Origin of the sequence: Paractinoplanes atraurantiacus, assembly GCF_900215205.1 — a bacterium.
Classification (GTDB): domain Bacteria; phylum Actinomycetota; class Actinomycetes; order Mycobacteriales; family Micromonosporaceae; genus Actinoplanes; species Actinoplanes atraurantiacus.
Genome location: NZ_OBDY01000004.1, coordinates 360,243 through 379,007, shown reverse-complemented (window position 1 = coordinate 379,007; position 18,765 = coordinate 360,243). Strand labels below are relative to the sequence as shown.

The 18,765-nt window shown below is 71.8% G+C and carries 17 protein-coding genes, 1 pseudogene and 1 riboswitch; of the genes and pseudogenes, 6 read left to right on the top strand and 12 right to left on the bottom strand.

The window, feature by feature from the left end:
- Positions 1-2: 2 nt before the first annotated feature.
- Complete coding sequence (locus CRP55_RS13720) at positions 3-671, bottom strand: NADPH-dependent F420 reductase (protein ID WP_097320238.1); 669 nt, start codon at positions 669-671, stop codon at positions 3-5.
- Positions 672-741: 70 nt separating this feature from the next.
- Here CRP55_RS13720 and CRP55_RS13715 point away from each other — a divergent pair, with 70 nt between their 5' ends.
- Together CRP55_RS13715 and CRP55_RS13710 are read left to right on the top strand one after the other, a co-directional pair.
- Complete coding sequence (locus CRP55_RS13715) at positions 742-1,587, top strand: aldo/keto reductase (protein ID WP_438865785.1); 846 nt, start codon at positions 742-744, stop codon at positions 1,585-1,587.
- 12 nt (positions 1,588-1,599) lie between these two features.
- Positions 1,600-3,603 (top strand): hypothetical protein, encoded by a 2,004-nt coding sequence (locus CRP55_RS13710; RefSeq protein ID WP_097320236.1) that lies wholly within the window; start codon positions 1,600-1,602, stop codon positions 3,601-3,603.
- Here the strand turns inward: CRP55_RS13710 and CRP55_RS13705 are convergent.
- Genes CRP55_RS13705 through CRP55_RS13695 form a run of 3 tightly spaced genes read right to left on the bottom strand, consistent with a single transcriptional unit; the run spans position 3,592 to position 6,745 of the window.
- Positions 3,592-4,509 (bottom strand): 5,10-methylenetetrahydrofolate reductase, encoded by a 918-nt coding sequence (locus CRP55_RS13705; RefSeq protein ID WP_097320235.1) that lies wholly within the window; start codon positions 4,507-4,509, stop codon positions 3,592-3,594. The two genes, CRP55_RS13710 and CRP55_RS13705, sit on opposite strands and share 12 nt — an antisense overlap.
- A 23-nt stretch (positions 4,510-4,532) precedes the next feature.
- Positions 4,533-4,991, bottom strand: coding sequence for a hypothetical protein (locus CRP55_RS13700; RefSeq protein ID WP_245922970.1), 459 nt, complete (start codon positions 4,989-4,991; stop codon positions 4,533-4,535).
- Positions 4,992-5,026: 35 nt separating this feature from the next.
- A complete protein-coding gene (locus CRP55_RS13695; protein WP_097320233.1) occupies positions 5,027-6,745 on the bottom strand; it encodes a twin-arginine translocation signal domain-containing protein in 1,719 nt (572 codons plus the stop codon).
- A gap of 174 nt (positions 6,746-6,919) precedes the next feature.
- Here CRP55_RS13695 and CRP55_RS13690 point away from each other — a divergent pair.
- Positions 6,920-7,570: pseudogene (locus CRP55_RS13690) on the top strand (ABC transporter ATP-binding protein); the annotation flags it as partial.
- Positions 7,571-7,620: 50 nt separating this feature from the next.
- Entirely contained in the window at positions 7,621-8,337 is a 717-nt protein-coding gene (locus CRP55_RS13685) for an ABC transporter permease (RefSeq protein ID WP_097320231.1), read from the top strand.
- On the opposite strand, the gene CRP55_RS13680 is transcribed toward CRP55_RS13685, so the two are convergent.
- The 3 genes from CRP55_RS13680 to CRP55_RS13670 form a co-directional block, all read right to left on the bottom strand.
- Positions 8,334-8,984: a response regulator gene (locus CRP55_RS13680; RefSeq protein WP_097320230.1), complete on the bottom strand. Its 651-nt coding sequence runs from the start codon at positions 8,982-8,984 to the stop codon at positions 8,334-8,336. The two genes, CRP55_RS13685 and CRP55_RS13680, sit on opposite strands and share 4 nt — an antisense overlap.
- Complete coding sequence (locus CRP55_RS13675; RefSeq protein WP_097320229.1) at positions 8,981-10,726, bottom strand: histidine kinase; 1,746 nt, start codon at positions 10,724-10,726, stop codon at positions 8,981-8,983. The genes CRP55_RS13680 and CRP55_RS13675 overlap by 4 nt, the downstream gene beginning before the upstream one ends.
- Before the next feature lie 404 nt (positions 10,727-11,130).
- Complete coding sequence (locus CRP55_RS13670) at positions 11,131-12,204, bottom strand: LysR family transcriptional regulator (protein WP_097320228.1); 1,074 nt, start codon at positions 12,202-12,204, stop codon at positions 11,131-11,133.
- A 79-nt stretch (positions 12,205-12,283) separates the two neighbouring features.
- On the opposite strand from CRP55_RS13670, the gene CRP55_RS13665 reads away from it, so the two are divergent.
- The gene (locus CRP55_RS13665; RefSeq protein ID WP_218854392.1) at positions 12,284-13,264 is read left to right on the top strand and encodes an aldo/keto reductase; all 981 of its coding nucleotides are present in this window, start codon (positions 12,284-12,286) and stop codon (positions 13,262-13,264) included.
- Between the two features lie 3 nt (positions 13,265-13,267).
- Here CRP55_RS13665 and CRP55_RS13660 read toward each other — a convergent pair whose 3' ends face one another.
- Positions 13,268-14,014, bottom strand: a complete 747-nt coding sequence (locus CRP55_RS13660) for an SDR family oxidoreductase (RefSeq protein WP_097320227.1) — start codon at positions 14,012-14,014, stop codon at positions 13,268-13,270.
- Positions 14,015-14,036: 22 nt separating this feature from the next.
- Entirely contained in the window at positions 14,037-15,137 is a 1,101-nt protein-coding gene (locus tag CRP55_RS13655) for a saccharopine dehydrogenase family protein (protein ID WP_097320226.1), read from the bottom strand.
- A 75-nt stretch (positions 15,138-15,212) separates the two neighbouring features.
- Here CRP55_RS13655 and CRP55_RS13650 point away from each other — a divergent pair, with 75 nt between their 5' ends.
- Positions 15,213-15,782, top strand: coding sequence for a TetR/AcrR family transcriptional regulator (locus CRP55_RS13650; protein WP_438865790.1), 570 nt, complete (start codon positions 15,213-15,215; stop codon positions 15,780-15,782).
- A gap of 4 nt (positions 15,783-15,786) precedes the next feature.
- Here the strand turns inward: CRP55_RS13650 and CRP55_RS13645 are convergent, their stop codons facing one another.
- The 3 genes from CRP55_RS13645 to CRP55_RS13635 form a co-directional block, all read right to left on the bottom strand.
- A complete protein-coding gene (locus tag CRP55_RS13645; protein WP_097320225.1) occupies positions 15,787-16,590 on the bottom strand; it encodes an energy-coupling factor transporter transmembrane component T family protein in 804 nt (267 codons plus the stop codon).
- A gap of 40 nt (positions 16,591-16,630) precedes the next feature.
- Positions 16,631-18,052, bottom strand: coding sequence for an ABC transporter ATP-binding protein (locus tag CRP55_RS13640; RefSeq protein ID WP_097320224.1), 1,422 nt, complete (start codon positions 18,050-18,052; stop codon positions 16,631-16,633).
- A gap of 18 nt (positions 18,053-18,070) precedes the next feature.
- Positions 18,071-18,643, bottom strand: coding sequence for an ECF transporter S component (locus tag CRP55_RS13635; RefSeq protein WP_097320223.1), 573 nt, complete (start codon positions 18,641-18,643; stop codon positions 18,071-18,073).
- A riboswitch (TPP riboswitch) is annotated at positions 18,642-18,746 on the bottom strand. (Overlaps the previous gene by 2 nt.)
- Between the last annotated feature and the right edge of the window lie 19 nt (positions 18,747-18,765).

Here is an 18,765-nt window from a genome sequence, read left to right as displayed (position 1 = left end):
CGTCAGCGTTTGGCGGCGGCTATCGCGTCGCGGATCGTGGCGGCGCCGGCGGGGGTGCCTACCGGGTCTTCATAGGTGCCGTAGGGCGGGCCGTAGACGGGCTGGCCGGGCTCCTGGCGCCACGACTCGGAGAGGGGGCCGATGTCCACCGCGTCGTAGCCGATGGCGGCCAGGAAATCGGTGGCGGTCTTCTTTGCCGTCTCGTCGTCGCCGGCGATCGGGAGGGCTGAGCGCTCGGGGGAGCCGGCGGGGCGGGCCAGGGAAGCCAGGTGCTTGAAGTTGATGTTGTTGAAGACCTTGACCAGCTTGGCGCCGCTCAGGTGGGCCTGCTCGAGGGAAGCACTGGTGGTCTGCTTGGTGTCGAGGGCCTCGACGTTGCCGTCGCGCTGCGGGTAGTAGTTGTTCGTGTCGAGCACCACCTTGCCGGCCAGTTCGGCTGCGGGGAGCTTGGTGTACGCCTTGAACGGGACGCTCACCACGACGATGTCGCCGGCTGCGGCGGCCTCGACTGCGGTGGCGGCGCGGGCCTTCGGGCCCAGCTCGTCGACCAGGGCCTTCAGCGTCTCGGGGCCGCGGGAGTTGCTCACCACGACGTCGTAGCCGGCCGCCACGGCCAGACGGGCGACGGTGCCGCCGATGTAGCCGCTGCCGATGAATCCGATAGTCGTCATACCTCGCGACAACCTTCGCAGATCGCGATTGATTCCGACCATGAAAAAGTAGCAGTGAACTGGAGAAACTGTGACGAGAGCGGACGTGGCGGGCACGTGGAGACTCGGGGACAGCGTTGTCAACCGGATGGGGTTCGGGTCGATGCGGCTCACCCCACGGCAGGACACCTCGGTGGCGATCAAGGTGTTGCGGACGGCGGTCGAGCTGGGGGTCGACCACATCGACACGGCGGCCTTCTACGTCTCGCCCGGTGGCGTTCTCGAGGTCGGTGAAGGGGTCCCGCGCTATGCCACCGAGTTGATTCGGGAGGCGCTCAGCCCGTACCCCCAAGGCCTGGTGGTGGCGACCAAGGTCGGGCCGTGGGCGGAGACGGTGGCCGACCTGCGCGCGCACGTCGAGGAGAACCTGCGGCGGCTCGGAGTGGAACGGCTCGACCTGGTCAACCTGCGGCTGACCCGGCGGGGCGGGTCGGTGGCGGAGCGGTTCGGGGCGCTGGCCGACCTGCGGGCCGAGGGGCTGATCCGTGACCTCGGGCTGTCCAACGCCACGCTCGATCAGGTCGACGAGGCCTCCGCGATCGCGCCCGTGGTCTGCGTACAAAACAGCTATGCCCTTGACCTGCGGCGCGACGACGAAATGGTGCCGGCGCTGGCCGAGAGAGGCATCGCCTTCGTGCCGTTCTTCGCGATCGCCGGGCCGCGGCGCGAGGACGGCGCACATCAAGACCATGACGAGGCCGTACGGCGGGTCGCGCGCACCCATGGGGTCACGCCGCATCAGATCCGGCTCGCCTGGACCCTCCATCAAGGACCGAACGTGCTGGCCATTCCCGGTACGGGCGACGAGCGGCATCTACGGGAGAACATCGCGGCCGGGGCGATCCGGTTGACGGCGGACGAATTGGCGGCGCTCTGACATCATTCGCTGATGGGCCGAGCGACCGCGCAGGTGGTGGTCGGCGTGGTGGGCGGGCTGGTCATCGTGCCGCTCGCGGTCAACGTGGCCACCGGCGGGAAGCTGCCCGGGCCGCTGCGGCCGTACGAGATTCTGCTGTGGCCCGCGGCTGCGCTCTGCCTCGTTCTCCTGCTCGTTCTCCGGCCGGGCGAGCGGCGGCGGCACCTGCGGCCCGACGATCCGCGCAATGCCGGTCTGGCCCTGGCCCGGGTGACGCACTACGTCGATCAGCGGCGGCGAGGGCTGCTCTCGGCGCGCATTCCGCTGACGCTCGACGAGCGGCCCGAGGCGGTGCGGCGGCCGCTGCATCTGGTCCAGCGGATCGGCGGTACGGAGTTCCGGCTCGACGACCACACGGGCGTGCTCGACGTCTTCGACGCGATGGACGGGTCGATGCTGATCCTGGGCGCTCCCGGCTCGGGCAAGACGACGCTGCTGCTCGACCTCGCGGCCGAGCTGGCCACCCGGGGCGACCGGATCCCGGTGGTGCTCGACCTGGCCGACTGGTCGCAGCCGCGGTGGTCGTGGCGCCGCCCGGACCGGGCGCCGGACCATTTCCGCGGCTGGCTCGAGGCGCAACTGGACGACCGCTACCGGATCCCGGCCCTGGTCGCGCGGGCCTGGCTCGACGAGGGCCGTTTCGTGCTGCTTTTCGACGGGCTCGACGAGGTACGGGATTCCGCGCGCGACCGCTGCGTGTCCGAGATCAACAATCTGGCGCCGGCGAGCGTGGTCGTCTGCAGCCGGGAGGCCGACTACGACCGGCTCACCGAGCGCCTGAGCCTGCAGGGCGCGGTGGCGATCCGCCCGCTGGCTCCGGGCCTGTTCGGCACACCGCTCATGCTCGACATCGAGCGGATCGCCCGCGGGCGCCGCGAGCCGGGAGCGCTCTTCGACGCGTACGTCGTCGAGATGCTGGCCCGCCGCCGGGCGGGGGAGACCGAGGAACCGGAGCGGGCTCTGCGAGCCGTGCGGGCGCTGGCCCGCGCGTCGATGCGCCTCGACGCCGGCGCCCGGGTGGCCCGTCTCGACGCCGTCACGCTCGGTGAGGCGCTCGACGAGCCGGCGGCCCAGGTCGCGCGCCGCCGGCTGCTGCCGATCGGGTTCACGATCGGCGCCGTCATCTGCGCGGTGACCATGGCTCTGGCCGCCGGCTGGGTGCCGGGCGTGGTGGTCGCCGCCGTCTCGGTGGCGCCTCTCGTCCGGTGGCGTCCCGACCCGGCGTGGACGCGATGGCGCTTCCGGTGGTCCGTCGTGATCGTCTATGCGGTCGCGGTGGCGGTGACCGGCTGTGCCGTGGCGGCCGTCCTGGCGCTGTGGGCCCGGCACAGTGAAGGATCATGGGACGTCGCCACCGTCGTCGACATCCTGATCGCCCTCACCGGCGTCGTCATGCTGGCCCGGGCCGGACACCTCAAACGGTGGATCCTCGTCCTGCTCCTCGCCTACGGCGTCGTCGCGGCCGCGCTGGTCGCGTGGCGTGGCCTCGCCGCCGCCGACGGCCGGACCGGTCTGGTCATCGGTGTCCTGACGGCGACGAACGTCCTGCTCTTCTCACTCGCCGGCACCTTCCCGGCCGGGCCCCCGCAGCGCCGGCACCTGCCGACCAGGCTGGCCGTCCTGGCCATCGTCGCCGCCCCGCCGCTGGCCACCGCCACCTGGTGGACGGCGGCCTCCCGGCCGGTGCTCGGCGGCTTCGCGGCCGGCCTGTTCGTCGGCCTGGTCTTCGGCGCGTTCCTCGCCGGGATCCCGGCGCCGAGCGTGCTGGCCTGGGTCGCGATGACAGCAGTGGGCGAGCCCTACCCCTGGCGGGCGGGCCTGCTGCGCTTCGCCGCCGACCGCAGCCTGCTCGTCGCCACCGACGAGGGCCACCGGTTCGTTCACCTGCTGATCCGCGACCACCTGGCCGCCTGCGACCCGGCCGCGCTCGGCGCGGCGGTGCGGCGGCGCCGCGCCGAGCGGGAGTCAGCCGCGTAGGAGGGCGGCCACCTCGGTGGCCAGGTCTGTGGCCGCCTCGATCTCGGCTCGGCGGATGGAGACGCTTTCGACGTGGAAGCCGAAGGGCAGGCCCAGGCGGGTGCAGAAGCCGTGCAGGTCACGGGCTATGGCCAAGGTCTCGCGGTACGAGTCGGCCAGCGGGTCCGACGAGTGGCTCAATGTGGTGGAGAGCCAGCGCGGCACGTCCACGCCCAGCCACTTGAGGAACTCGAGGGTCTTCTCCGAGCCGCACAGGGACAGGGTGAAGACGACCGGGCGCGGGGTCAGGCCGAGCGCCTGGCATTCGTAGTAGTAGTCGGTGAGCAGGTTCTTCGTCTCGTTCAGGTCGTAGATGACCTGGGTGACGAAGAACGTGCTGCCGCGGCGCTGCTTGGCGATCATGCGGTGGTGCTCGTCGCCGTTGCGGGCATGGCGTTCGCCGATGACCACGGAACCCAACGGCAGATTCGGGCGTACGGCGGCGCGCAGTTCCTGGGCCTGGCGCAGCGTCGTGCGTACCTCCTTGTCGCCCGAGGAGGCACCCACGAAGACGCTCAACACGTTCGAGTCGGCCTCCGACAGCCACTCGCCGAGCGCGGAAGGGGTGTACTTGCCGACGCAGCGGTAGATCACCACCGGCTTGTCCCAGGCGGCGAGATGATCCGAGTAGAAGACCGCGGGGTCCATGGTCGGCAGGTACGGGAACGGGCGCTCGTCCGGGTTCCGGTCCGACTCGTCGTCGATGTCGTACAGGATGAGGCCGTCGAGATCGAGGCCGGCCAGCCGCTTCACGGTGACCTCGGCGATCTCCTTGACCTTCTCCGGTGTGGCGCTGCGGCGGGGCGGGGTGACGCCGAAAAGCATCACCCCGCCCGTGGCCTGCTCGAGCTTGGACTGCAGAGACATCCGACCAGCGTAGAAAGCGCTGGTCAGTGGTCGGCGCAGCAGGGGGTCGGATCCCGCGTTTCGAACGGGACGAGCACCCCGCCGGCGGCCGGTGTCGTGGTCAGCACCAGATCGCCGTTGCGATATTGCGGTCGTACGAAGTCCCGCGTGTCCAAAATGTCAGCATCATCCGCCAAGCCGGAGCCCAGCACTTCCACCCGGTCGATCGCGCTGATTTTCATCACTTCGCCGACCGTGAGGCGGCCGACCAGCTGATCAACGCCTGGAAAAATCACGGCACGTCCGAATTTTCCGGACAAGGCGTCGTCGGCGGCGGTCTGAAGCTCGGCCGGAGTGTCGAAAACCCCGGTCATGCTGATCGCGACGTGCGGGAACGGGCTCTGCACCAGGTGCGTGCAGGCCAGCGCTGGCGCCGGGTCCAGCGACAGGATCCAGTGGTCGGCTTCCGCCGTCGTGCGGTGGCCGAGGCTGACCCCGGTCACCGGCGACGGCGTGGACGCCACTGAGCGGTACAACGTCACCGGCCCGACGGGAGGACGAAGATCGGGTTGGTGTAGAACCACAGGTCACCCCACGGGTCGGCGTCGCCGACCACGTCGAGCTTGGGGCCGAACGGGTCGATCGACGGGCCGAGCAGGCCGGGCTGCGTGCGCTTGCCGTCGGTGCCGCGGACACGTACGTAGAAAGGCTTGTCCAGACGGCCCAGCGAGAAGCTCAGCGACACCTTCTTGGCGCCCGCGCTGATCTCGAAGGACTTGACCACCTTGGTGTCGGGGGCCTGGAACGCGTCCTTGTCCTTCACCGGCCCGGTGATGGTGCCGACGATCACGTCGACCCGCTTGAGGACCGGCACGAACTGCGCCCAGTTCGGCACGTCCTGCAGGTCGATCTCGAGGGTCAGCTCGGTGCTGGTGCCCCGCTTGACCTGGTGCACGCCGCCGAGCGGGGTGCCGGTGGACGGGCGGCGGTCGCCGGCCGTGCGGACCCGGGCGTCCAGGCCCTTGATCAGACGGCCGTGGTCGACCCAGACCCGGCCGGCGCGCAGGCCGTCCATGACCGCCTTGTAGCCGAACGAGGTCGCACCGACGTTCGTACGGCCGTAGAAGCCCGGCCAGAAGTCGCCGGCCGTGGTCAGCGTCTTGCCCGTGTAGACCGGGTCGTTGTACTTGCCGTTGGCGTCGAAGTTGCTGTCCGGTCCCCGGTCCGACTGGTCCAGGTAGTTGACGTGCGAGTCCGAGTTGACGGTGATCCACCACGCCTTGCCCTCGGCGAGCAGGCTGTCCCAGAGGCCGCCGACGGTGGCGGTCATCCAGTCGAAGCCACCCCACGTGCGGTAGCTCTCCAGCGGGTAACCCTGGAACGACGCGGCCGACGGGTTGTTGTCGTAGTAGCCTCGGGCGCCGCCGCGGCCGTTCGGGGCCGGGATGCCGGCGGCCTGGTGGCCGGGCGCACCCTCGAAGCCGACGGCCACCGACGGGTCGGCGTCACGCCAGTTGCGGATCTCGTGCGGCGAGTCGATGCCGCGACGGGCCGGGTGGTTGGCCAGGAACAGCGCACCGTCGATCTTGCGGGCGCGGACCTGCGAGCCGAGGAACTTGATGCCGGCGATCGCGGCCGCCTCGTTCTGCTCGGTCGTGTTGGTGGCCGGCAGCAGGTTGCCGTCGTACGCGTTCTCGAACTGCTTGAGAACCGAGACCTCGTTCCGGCTCGGGGTCACGAAGACCGTCGCGTGCTCGGCGGCCGGGATGTTCCACTCCAGACCCTGGAAGGTCAGGAGGTCCTTGTACGTCTCACGGGTCTTGACGATGTCCGGGTTGACCTTCTCCACGCCGATCTTGGCGTGCGCGACGCTGCCGTGGTCGGTGATGACCACCCAGTCGAGGCCGAACGCGCGGCCGTGCCCGGCCTGGTCGATCACCCGGTACTGGGCGTCCGAGCTGTACTGCGTGTGGATGTGGTGGTCGCCGGCGAGCCACTTGAACCCGCCCTTGTCCGCACCGCCGCCCACCGGGCCGTGCGAGTGCGGCAGGCCGGCGGCCTGCGCGGCCGAGGGCACGGCCAGCACGGAGGCGGCGGCGCCGGCGCCGAGCAGGCCCGCCCCGCGCAGGAAACCGCGCCGGGAGACGTCGGACGGCGAGAGCTCGCTGTCCGGGATGCTCAGGTCGAGGGCGGGGGCGACGTCGCCTCCGGCGCTCTCGTGGGTGTGGTCGTGATCGTGGTCGTGGCCGTGACCCATAACGATGTTTCTCCCACTCGCAAGACAGACACATGCTCTACCTGGCACACGTTCGCCTGATCACGCCAACGCCCGCTGTCGATCTAGTGACGTACGGGGAAATTACTTTCGTAAGGTCGATCGCTGCCGTTGGTGTCGGGTGCTGGGCCCACCCCCGCTCATAGCGTTCCGGTCATGGCGATAACGCTGCAAAAACTGACTAAGACGTACGGGCGGACGCTCGCGGTCGACGGTCTCGACCTCGAGGTGCGGCCGGGCCGGGTCACGGGGTTCCTCGGGCCGAACGGGGCCGGCAAGTCGACGACGATGCGCATGGTGCTCGGCCTGGACCGGCCCACCTCGGGGCGCGCGCTGGTCAACGGTCGCCCCTACGCCGACTACCAATGGCCGCTGCGCGAAGTGGGCGCGGTGCTGGAGGCGAAGGCCGCGCATCCGGGCCGGACCGGGCGCAACCATCTGCTGGCCATGGCACGCAGCAACGCGATTCCGGCCGGGCGGGTCGACGAGGTGCTGGGGATGGTCGGGCTCGGCGACGCGGCCGGGAAGCGGTTCGGCACGTACTCGCTCGGCATGGGGCAGCGGCTCGGGCTCGCGGGAGCGCTGCTCGGCGACCCAGGGGTGCTGATCCTGGACGAGCCGGTCAACGGGCTCGACCCGGACGGGGTGCGCTGGATCCGGCGGCTGCTGCGCGATCTGGCGGCCGAGGGGCGGACGGTCTTCGTGTCGAGCCACCTGCTGACCGAGATGCAGATGACGGCGTCGCACCTCGTGGTGATCGCCAAGGGGCGGCTGCTGGCCGACGCGCCGATGGACGACCTGCTGGGCGGGCACGGCTCGCTGGAGGACGCCTACTACGAGTTGACGGAGAGTGCGGCATGAGGGCGGCGATCAGTTCGGAGTGGACGAAGCTGTGGACGACGCGGACCATCTGGTGGGCGCTGCTGGCGGCGTTCACGCTGATGGCGGCGGCGGCCGGGCAGAACTCGTTCTACGTGAACAACGGGGACGTGCCGGCGACGTCGGCGGGTGACGTGGCGGTGCTCTCGGTGGCGATCGCCCAGCTCGCCTTTGTGGCGCTGGCCATGCTGGTGATGACCAGCGAGTATTCGGCCGGGACGATCCGGGCCACGCTGAGCTGGGTTCCGTCGCGCGGGAGGCTGCTGTCGGCGAAGATCGCAGTGGTCGCGGCGGTCACGCTCGCCGGCGGGGTGTTGGCCGGGTTGCTCGGCGGCGTGGTCGCCGCGGGCATCGTCGACGACGCGTCCGATATCACCGGCGGCGCCGTGAAAATCGGGATTTATCTCATGCTCCTTGGCGTGCTCGCGACCGGGCTTGCGGCCGCGCTGCGCGGGCCGGTGGTCACGCTGGTCGTGCTGCTCATGGGGATCGTCGTTGTCCCGCCCCTGTTGCAGATTCCTGACATTTCCGTTTTGAACGGCATCGCGGACACGTTCCCAGGTGTCGCGGGTGATCACTTCTTGTCCGGCGACTCCAATCCGTACCCCCAAGCCGTGGGTCTTTTGATCTTGATGGGATGGGCTGTGCTCGCGGTCGTTGCCGGATGGCGGGTGTTGCAGCGGCGCGACGCTTAAACGAGGCCCGCCTCGTAGGCCAGGATCGCCGCCTGGACCCGGTTGCGGACGCCGAGACGGCTGAGCAGCGAGCTCACGTACGCCTTCACGGTGCCCTCGACCAGGAACAGGCGGCGGGCGATCTCGGCGTTGGACAGGCCGGCGCCGACCAGCGCCAGCACCTCACGCTCGCGCTCGGTCAGACCGTCCACCCGGTCCCGGGCGGCGGCGCCCGCGTGCAGGCGAGGGCCGGCCAGCTCGGTGATCACCCGATGCGCGACGCGCGGCGACAGATAGGCGGCGCCCGCGGCCACCGCCCGTACACCCGCGGTCAATTCACGCGGATCGCCCGCCTTGAGCAGAAAACCGGCGGCGCCGGAGGCGACGGCCTTGACGATGTACTCGTCCTCGCCGAACGTCGTCAGCACGACCACGCCGGTCTCCGGGGCCAGACGGCGGATCTCGGCGGTCGCGGCCAGCCCGTCCAGACGCGGCATCCGGATGTCCATCAGCACCACGGCCGGCCGATGCCGGCGAACCGCCTCGACCGCCTCGGCGCCGTCACCGGCCTCACCGACCACCTCGATACCAGGGTCGTTGGCGAGGATCGCGCGGATGCCGGCCCGGATCATCGCCTCGTCGTCGGCGATCAGCACAGGGATCGTCATTCCAGCCTGTCCTTCCGAGTCAGCCGGCCGTCGGCGAAGCAGAGCCGGTAGGCGGCGCCGGCCAAGGGGAAGCTGCCGTCGCTGTAGTACTCACAGGAGGACTCCGGGTCGCGGGTCCAGGCCTGCCGGCTGGGCAGAACGGCCGCAAGCTCGGCACGAGGGGTGCCGAGGGTGATCCGCGCGAAGGCGTCCTCGTCGAGCACCGAGCCCCCGGACGCGAAGGAGTAGTAGGCGACCGAGGTGACCACGGCCAGCGCGGCCGGGGTCACGATGGCGGCGGCCAGGCTGCGCCGCACCTGCCGCCGCGCGTGCACCATCTCGGCCGCCTCGGGGGCCGGGGCGGCCCGGTGCGGGATGACAGCCTCCAGCCGGAAACCCCCGTCCGGGGTCGGCCCGGCGGTCAGGGTCCCGCCGGTCAGACGTACGCGTTCACGCAGCCCGACGATCCCGGTACCCCCGGCGGCGGAGTGCCCGGCGCCGCCTGCCGCCGCGTGCCCGGCGCCGCCTGCCGCCGCGTGCCCGGCGCCGCCTGCCGCCGCGTGCCCGGCGCTCGTGGTTGCTGTGTTTCCGGCGCTCGTGGCCGCGGCGTGCGCGATGCTCGTGGCCGCAGTGTGTCCGGTGCTCGTAAATACCGCGTGTCCGATGGTCGTGGCCGTCGTATGTCCGGCGCTCGGGGTTGCTGTGTGTCCGGCGCTTCTGGTGGCTGTGTTTTCGGTGCTCGTGGTGGCCGGATGTCCTGCGTTCTTGTCGGCCGTTTTGCCGGCGTTCTTGGTGGCCGGTTGTCTGGCGTTCTTGGCCGTGCCGTTCTGGGTGGAGCCGGCGGGGGCGTTGACGACCGTGACGGTGGTGGCGGCCGCAGTGTGCCTTATGCCGACGGCGACCGGGGCGCCGGGCGCGTGGCGGCTCGCGTTGGTGAGGGACTCCCGCACGACGCGGCAGGCGGCACGCTCCACGGTGGGCGGCGCGCCGGCTCCGGTGCGTTCGACAGTCACCTCCATGCCGGCCGCCCGGGCCCGGCCGGCCAGATCCTCGACCGGCTCGTCGGCCGGTTCCAGCGGCGCGGCCTCGTTCGCCTCCCGCAGAACCCCGATGATCTCGCGGAGCTGGTCGGTCGCGGTGGCCGCCGACTCGCGGATCCTCGCGGCGGCCGCCCGCTTCTCCTCCGGCAGATCCGGGCTCGTCTCCAGGGCGCCGGCCCCGAGCGCGATCAGCGCCAGCTCGTGCCCCAGCGAATCGTGCATCTCCCGGGCGATGTGCGACCGTTCGCGCAACACCACCATCCGCCGCTCCGACTCGAGCCGGGCGGCCCGCTCCCAGCCGGCCGACTCCAGACGCCGGCGCTGCGCCTGATAGCGACCGGCGAGCCACGGAAACACGCCGAGCAGCAGAAGGAACATGGCCAGCTCGAACCACTCGGCCGGCCCGACACCGAGCACGCCGAGGTTGAGCGCGGTGCCACCGGCCGCGATCGCCGCGAAGGCGACGGCGACCGGCCGGATCCGCTCGGTCCGCAACCCCACGAGATAGCTCAGCACGGGGATCCCGAACGAGAAGTTGCCGTCCACAATGGTCGCGAGCATGACGACGAGCCACCCGGCGAGCGGCCACCGCCGCGCGCTCACCGTCGCCGCGACCGCCGTCACGAGGGCCGCCACACAGCCGGCCACGCTGCCGCGCGTGGCTTGATGGGCCACGACGGGCGCGGCCAGCACCACCCCGAGAAGCACGTCCCGCTTGAGCATCGAACCAGGCTATCGACGCGCCTGCACGACCCACTACTGCCGAAAGTCAGAGCCCCGCCGGCGCCGATCAGCCGGGGCGGCGGCTTGGCGGCGGCGCCGATCGGCCGTCGGGTGGTGGGTTGGTGGGGTGCGGATCAGCCGGGCGGTGGCCGGTGGCGGCGCCGATCGGCCGTCGGGTGGTGGGTTGGTGGGGTGCCGATCAGCCGGGGCAGCAGTTGGTGGCGGCGCCGATCGGCTGGCGGACGGTGGGTTGGTGGCGGGCGCCGATCGGCAGGCGGGCGGTTGGTTGGTGGCCCCGATCGACTGGCGGACGTTGGTTGGCGGTGGTGTCGATCGGCTGCGGGTGGATGGGTTGGTGGCGGCGCTGATCAACTGGTGGGCGTTTCGGATGGTGAGGGTGTCGATCAGGTGGTGGGCGGGTGGCTTGCGGCGATCTCGATCAGGTGGTGGCGGCAGGCTCGAGTGGCGGGGCTGAGGCGGCGCTCGCGATGGTGGATGACGCCGATTGCCGGATGCGGTGGGGCCTTGGTCAGTGGCACGACCGCCACCGCTGGGCCGGGCGTCTCGGCGGCCGTGCGGGCCAGCAAGGCCACGCCCAGGCCGGCCGCCACCAGCTCACGGATGCTGCCGGGGCTGTGGGACTCGAACGGCACCCGGGCGGTGAAGCCGGCCGCGCCCGCCGCCTCGTCCAGGATGGCCCGCAGTCCGCTGCCGGCGGGAAGGCAGACGAACGATTCGTCGCTCGCCTCGGCCAGGTCGATCGGGCGCCCGCGGGTCGTGTCAGCCCGGGTCGGGTCTATCGGGCGCGCGCGGGTCGTGTCAGCCTGGGTCGGGTCTATCGGGCGCCCGCGGGTTGTGTCAGCCCGGGGGTTCTGGGCCAGGTCTGTCGGGCGACCGTGGGGCGTGCCGGGCCGGCGTCTTCGAGGTGGGATGATCGCCCGGGTGAGGGCCAGGCGGTGGCCGGGTGGGGCGATCAGGACCACGCTCTCGTGGGCTATCGGGTGGGCTGAGAAGCGGGACGGCAGGTCGGCGTGGAGGGGGCCGACCACCAGGTCGGCCGTGCCGTCGTCGAGGCGGGTCAGCAAGTCGGCGATCAGGCCGGAACGCAGGCTCAGGGTGACGCCCGGGTAGCGGCGGTGGAAGCCGGCGAGCGCGCTGGGCAGGTCGAAGCCGCCGAGCACCGCGGTCGCGCCGAGCGTCACCCGGCCGGTCAGCACGGCGGCCAGGTCGGCGAGCTCGGACCGGACGCCGTCGAGCTCGCCGAAGGCCCGGCGTACGCGGTGCAGCAGCAGCTCGCCGGCCTCGGTGAGGGCGACCCGCCGGGTCGTGCGGGCGAACAGCTCGGCGCCCAGCTCCGCCTCGAGCAGCCGGATCTGCGCGGACACCGCGGACTGGGCCACGTGCAGATGCTCGGCGGCCCGGGTGAAACCGCCGTGGCGGGCGACCGCCTCGAAGTAGGTCAGCTGGCGCAACTCCATCGATTCATCTTGGACGGCGATGAATGCCAGCGGCAATGAGTCTTCGACATATCAGTGCGAGCGGCCGAGGCTCGTCGTCATGGAACAGAAGACGCTCGGGACCACCGGGCCGGCGACCTCCGCGATCGGGCTCGGCTGCATGGGCTTCTCCCAGGCCTACGGCCCGGCCGACGACGAGGTGTCGGCCGCCGTCATCCGCGACGCCCTCGATCACGGCATCACCCTGATCGACACGGCGATGAGCTACGGACAGGGGCACAACGAGACGCTGGTCGGCCGTGCGATCGCCGGCCGCCGGGACGAGGTCGTGCTGGCCACCAAGTTCGGCATCGTCCGCGGCGAGCACGGCACCCGGCTCGACGGGCGCCCCGGGAACGTGCGCGGATATTGCGAGGCGTCGCTGCGGCGGCTCGGCGCCGACCACATCGACCTGTACTACCTGCACCGGGTCGACCCGGACGTGCCGGTCGCCGACACTGTCGGCGCGATGGCCGAGCTCGTCGCCGCGGGCAAGGTCCGTCACCTCGGCCTCTCGGAGGTCGACCCGGCCCAGCTCGACCAGGCCGCGGCGGTGCACCCGATCGCGGCCGTGCAGTTCGAGTGGTCCCTGGCCTGGCGCGAGCCCGAGGACGACGTGGTGCCGGCGGCCCGGAGGATCGGTGCCGGGCTGGTGCCGTACAGCCCGCTCGGTCGTGGGCTTCTGACCGGAACACTGCCGGCCGGGCCGTTCCCGGTGGGTGACTTCCGCCGCGCCGACCCCCGGTTCGGGCCGGAGCATCTGCCGGCCAACCTCGCTCTCGTGCGGGCGCTGGCCGAGGTGGCGGAGGCGCACGGTGTCACGCCCGGGCAGCTCGCCCTGGCCTGGTTGCTGGCGCGCGGCCCGGATGTGGTGCCGATTCCTGGCACCCGCAGCCGGCGGCGGGTCGCGGAGAACGCGGCGGCGGCCGGCGTCAGGCTCGCGGAGAAAGACCTGGCGGCGTTGGACGCGGCGGTGCCCCGCGAAGGCTGGCGGGGCGACCGCACGTCGTTCGCGGCACACGGCACGGCGCGCACCCGATGAAGGTCATTCCAGCTCGGCCAGCCACTGGTCGAAGGTGGTCGGGGCGATCCGGACGTTGCCCGGGTCGGGGAGCATGACCTTGCCGGCCATCTCGGTGCTGAAGGCGCCGTCCCAGGTGGGGATCAGTTTCACCGTGCGGCCCTGTGCCTGGTGGGTGCGGCGGGCCATGTCGACCATGTCCTGGGGTTCGGGGCCGGCCAGGTCGGCGTAGCGGCCCTGAGGGGTGCCCAGGGCGATCTCGGCCAGGACCTCGGCCACGTCGCCGGGGGCGATCGGCTGGAGCAGCAGCGGCGCGAGGGTGGCGGCGCCGTCGCGCTCGGTGCGGTCGGCGACCATGGCGGCGAAGTCGTGGAACTGGGTGGCCGGGACGATGGTCCACGGGATCGGGCCCTCGATGACGGCCTGCTCCTGGGCGCGTTTGGCGGCGTAGTGGGCGTTGCCGCCGACCCGGTAGAGGCAGGCGATCGACAGCAGGACGTGGTGGCGGACGCCGGCCCGTTCCTCGGCCGCGAGCAGGTTGCGGGTCGAGGTGGTGAACCAGGTGATGGCCTCCATCGGGTCGACCGCCGGCCCGTTCAGGGTGTCGACGACGGCGTCCACACCGGACAGGGCGTCGCCGATCCCGTCTTCCTTGAGCAGGTCGATGCCATGGGACCGGCTGATCCGTACGACCTCGTGGCCGTCCCGTTCCAGAACCGCGACGACGCGAGCGCCGATGTTCCCACTGGCCCCGGCCACCGCGATCCGCATGGCAAATCCCCTCTCGGCGTGGTCACGCCGACGGTAACCCAGCGAGGACGTAGTCGGCGCCGCAGGACTCGGCCAAGGAGGGGCCGAACAGGGCGGCGGGGAACGAGGCGCCGGGCCGGCCCTCGCCGGCCAGCAGGCGGCGGGCGACCTCGGCCGGGACGGCGCCGGTGAAGTCCTGGGCGTCGCCGAGGCGCAGCCAGCCCTCGCGGACGGTGCCGTCGGGCCAGGTGATCCGCGCGTGGCCCCACGAGTGCTCGCGCGGGCGGGGGCGGGCCTTGACCTGCACGGCGGCCAGGCGGCGGACGGCGAACGAGCGCAGCGCGGCGATGGACAGCAGCGACGCGGCGAAGGGCAGGAAAGCGCGGGCGATCGGCGCGGTGGGTGCTTCGCTCGACGCCGCGATCACCGAAGGGGCGCCGCTGGCGCGCTGGGCGGCGACGAGCTCGCCGAGCGGCATGCCGGCCGTGGTCACCGAGGAGCCGTCGGGCAGCGTCAGGGTCAGGGCGTCGCCGGCCAGACGGGCGGGGGCGAGGCGCCCGTCACGGTAGCGGCGGCCCTCGAACCGTCCGCCACCCTCGACGCCCGGGAGGCCTTCGAGGATCGTGGCGGCGAGGGCCTCGCCCAGTCGGCCGGCCTCGATCGCCAACGACGGGACCATGTCGACGCGTACGTCCGAAGGCGCGGGACGGTCCGCGCAGAGCTTGACCACGACGCTTTCCGTCGCGGTGACGCCGAAACCGGCGCCGGTCACCAGCGAACGCCCGGCGGACACGGCGGCTTCATGCAGATTGAGTACGGCCGAGACGGCCCCGACGTCATTGGCCAGGTCGACGTAGTGACTCGCCGGCAGACAGGCCCGAATGATCGGCTCCGCTGTCGCACCGAACGGCCCCACCGTGTTGATCACAACAGCGGGCCGGCGCCGCCGGATCTCGTCAGCGGCCTCCTCCAGCGAGCGCGCGACGACCGTATGAACGCGGCCACCGATGGTGGCGGCGGCCGCGGACAGGCGGGTGGCGTCGCGGCCGATCAGCGTCGGGGCGATGCCTCGGCGCAGGAGTTCGGTGGCGATGGCCCGGGCGCTGCGGCCGGTGCCGCCCAGGATCCAGACTTCGGCGGTCATGAGGGTGCTCCCTACTGCGATGACATGGCGTGTCATGACAGTAGCTCGTGATGACACGTGATGTCATCACGTAGGATGGTGGGTGTGAGCAGATGGCGGCCCGGCGCGCGTGAGCGCCTCGAGGAAGCGGCCATCGAGCTCTTCGTCGAGCAGGGCTTCGCGGCCACGACGGTTCCGCAGATCACGGCGCGGGCCGGGCTGACCACCCGGACCTTCTTCCGGCACTTCGCCGACAAGCGCGAGGTGCTCTTCGGCGGCGACGAGATCCCGGGCATGGCCACCCGCATGATCGAGCAGGCCCCGGCCGGCGACGACCCGATGACCGTGATCCTCGACGGCCTCCGCGCGGTCACCGCCGCGCGCTTCGAGGGCCGGCGCGACGAGCTTCGCGTACGGCGTGAGATCGTCCGCTCCGACCCCGGCCTCCGCGAGCGCGACCTGCGCAAAAGAGACTCGCTGAGGCTCGCCATCAGCGCCGGCTTCCAAGCCCGCGGCATCGACCCGCTCCGGGCCGCGCTGCTGGCCGAGACCGCCGTGATGCTGCTCTTCGTCTCCTTCGACGAGTGGCTCGACCAGCCCGGCGACCGCACCCTCATCACCATCATCGAGGACGCCCTCACCGCCCTCCGCCAGGCGATCGCCTGACGGCTCAGCCGATGATCGGGCGGAAGAAGCCCAGGGCGATGCTGATGCCGAGGGCTGTCGCGGACAAGGCTGTGGCGCCGATCAGGAGGGCTGTGTCGGCGGGGGTGAAGATCTGGCGGCGGGCGTAGGTGCGGGGGATGCCGGAGTCGAAGCCCCGGGCGTCCATGGCCACGGCCAGCCGGCCGCCTCGGCGCAAGGCTCCCACCAGCAGGGCGAATGCCGTCGAGATGAACAGACGTGAGGCCGCTACGGGGTTGCGGCCGGCGTCCACGCCGCGGGCCCGGCGGGCCAGGGTGATCATCTGCCACTCCTGATCCAGCAACGGGAGCAGGCGGAAGGCGGCCAGGGCGCCGATGGCGAAGCGGGGTGGGGCCTTCGCGTTCTGGACCAGGGAGTCGGCCAGGTCGGTGGGGTCGGTGGTGGCGAAGACGATCACGCCGGGGACGGCTATGGCGAACAGGCGCAGGATCAGGCCGAGGGCCGACACCAGCACGCCGGTGGTGATGTCGAACGGGCCCAGGTCGAGCAGCAGGCGGCCGCCGCGGTCGGCGGCGAACAGGACCATCGTGGCCAGCAGGCCCAGCGCGGCGATCAGGAGCGGCCAGGCTCGGCGGGCCAGGACCGACAGGCGTACGCCGAAGAAGGGAAGCGCCGCCAGCTCGATCGCCAGGGCGATCGCGGGGGTCAGCGGGTCGAGAGTGGACAGCAGGGGCAGCGTGAAGAGCAGCGCCGCGGCCAGCTTGGCCACCGGATTGCGCCGGGCCAGGGGAGCCGCCGGATCGGCCACCGGCTGAAGGACGAAGCTCATGTGCGCCGCCGAGGGTAAAAGGCGCGCCGCGGAAGGAGGCTCACAGGCGCCGCCGGCGGGGGAGGGGGTCGGGCAGGCGCGGGGTGCCCAGCGGGAACGTGCGGTCGGCGACGGTCTGCACGAAGTCGTCGTCGTGGGTCACCGCGACGATCGCGTGGCCGTCGTCGCGCAGCGTGGCCAGCAGGGTGACCAGTTCGATCCACGTGCGGCGGTCCTGGCCGAACGTGGGCTCGTCGAGCACCAGCAGCCTCGGCGCCGTGGCCAGGGCGGTGGCCACGCTGAGACGGCGGGCTTCGCCGCCCGAGAGGGTGTACGGGTTGGCCGCCGCCAGCTTCGTCAGGCGCAGCCGCTCCAGCAGGTCGTCGATCACCTGCTGGTCGTAGCGGCCCAGCCGCCGCGGGCCCAGGGCCAGCTCGTCGACGACCCGCGAAGTGACGAACTGGTGCTCCGGATTCTGGAAGACCGAGCCGATCCGGCCGGTGAGCGTGGCCGCCCGCCAGCGGTGCGGCGGCTTCGGATCGTCGAAGGCGCGCACCCGGCCCGCGGTCGGTGCCAGCAGGCCGCCCAGCAGCAGGGCCAGCGTCGACTTGCCGGCGCCGTTGGGGCCGGTCACCGCCAGGACCTCGCCCCCACCCACGCCGAGCGACACGGGGGCCAGGCGTCCTGCGACTGTGGCCTGCTCCGTGCGTACGAGGGAAGGACCGGCCGTTGACCTTGATTTGAGAGGGGGAATCGTGAAACCCGGAACCCAGACGCCCTCCTCGGCCAGGCGGTCGCCGTAGGCCGCGAACACGACCTCGGGCGCGCCGTCGGCCCGCACACCCCCGCCCGGCTCGAGCACGACCACCCGGTCGACCAGCGGCAGCGCCTCGGCCACCCGGTGCTCCACGATGATCATGGAGGCGTCGAGGCGCAGGGCGGAGATGGCCTCGCGGACCAGGACGGCCCCGTCCGGATCGAGGTTGGCCGTCGGCTCGTCGAGCAGCAGCAGGCGCGGGCGCAGGGCGAGCACCCCGGCCAGCGCGAGCCGCTGGGCCTCGCCGCCGGAGAGCGCCGCGGTCGAGCGGATGATCGGGTACGGGAAGCCGACCCGGTCGAGCGCGTCGCTGACCCGCGGCCAGATGTCGGCCGGCGGCACACCGCGATTTTCCAGGCCGAACGCCACGTCGTCGCCGCTGCGGGCCATCACGAGCTGGGTCTGCGGGTCCTGGAAGACGATGCCGACCTGGTCACGGGCCTTGCGCGGGTCGAGCCCGTCGATCTCGATGGTGCCCTCGGACTCGCCCGAGTCCTCCGGCAGCAGGCCGGCCAGCGCGGCCAGCAGGGTGCTCTTGCCGGCCCCGGAAGGACCGAGCAGGAGCACCCGCTCGCCGTGCGCGATCCGCAGGTCGACCTCGCGGACGGCCCAGGCGCGACGGCCCGCGTGCCGCCAGCCGAAACCGCGGAGAACGACCTCGCTCATGTCGGGAATGAGAACAGATCAGACCAGTGCGCGCGACCGGCCCGCCGGGAACCGGTCGAGAACGCCGGTCTGTGCCAGGGCGCGAGTCAGCGCGACACTGCCGAAACCAGCGATGACCAGCGCCGACAGCGCGGTGATGACGATGTACCAGATCCGCATGGTGGCCCACGACGTGCCGCCGTACCAGACGAAGGCGTCGTAGACCGAGGCCACCAGCCCGGCCGTGGTGGCCGCGATGAGGGCCACCGGCAGGTTGTAGACCTTGTAGGCGAAGGCGGCGAACACGAGCTCGGCGCCCAGGGCCTCGAGCGGGCCCTGGATGACCAGGGTCCAGCCCCAACTGGTGCCGATCGCGGCCGACACCAGCGCGGCCAGGGTGAGGGTGTAGAAGGCGGCGCCCGGCTTGCGGACGATCAGGGCGCCGAGGACGGCCGGCACCAGCCAGACGCCGTAGATCACGGCCCGGCCGGGTAGCGGGATGGCGTCGGCGGGGCCGTTCCAGAGCAGGCCCCACGCCCAGAAGATCACGCCGAAGGCGACGGCGATGATCGAGGCGATGACGATGTCGATGGTGCGCCATCGAGATGACATGTGGTTCCTCCCGAGCTTCCTGCGCTGGCATTACCCAGATCAGGTACGAGGGTCTGCGGTGTCACCCGCACTCTCAGCGCTGTGCGCTCCCCTGTCGGCTTGCATTAGTTTCGATGACGCTA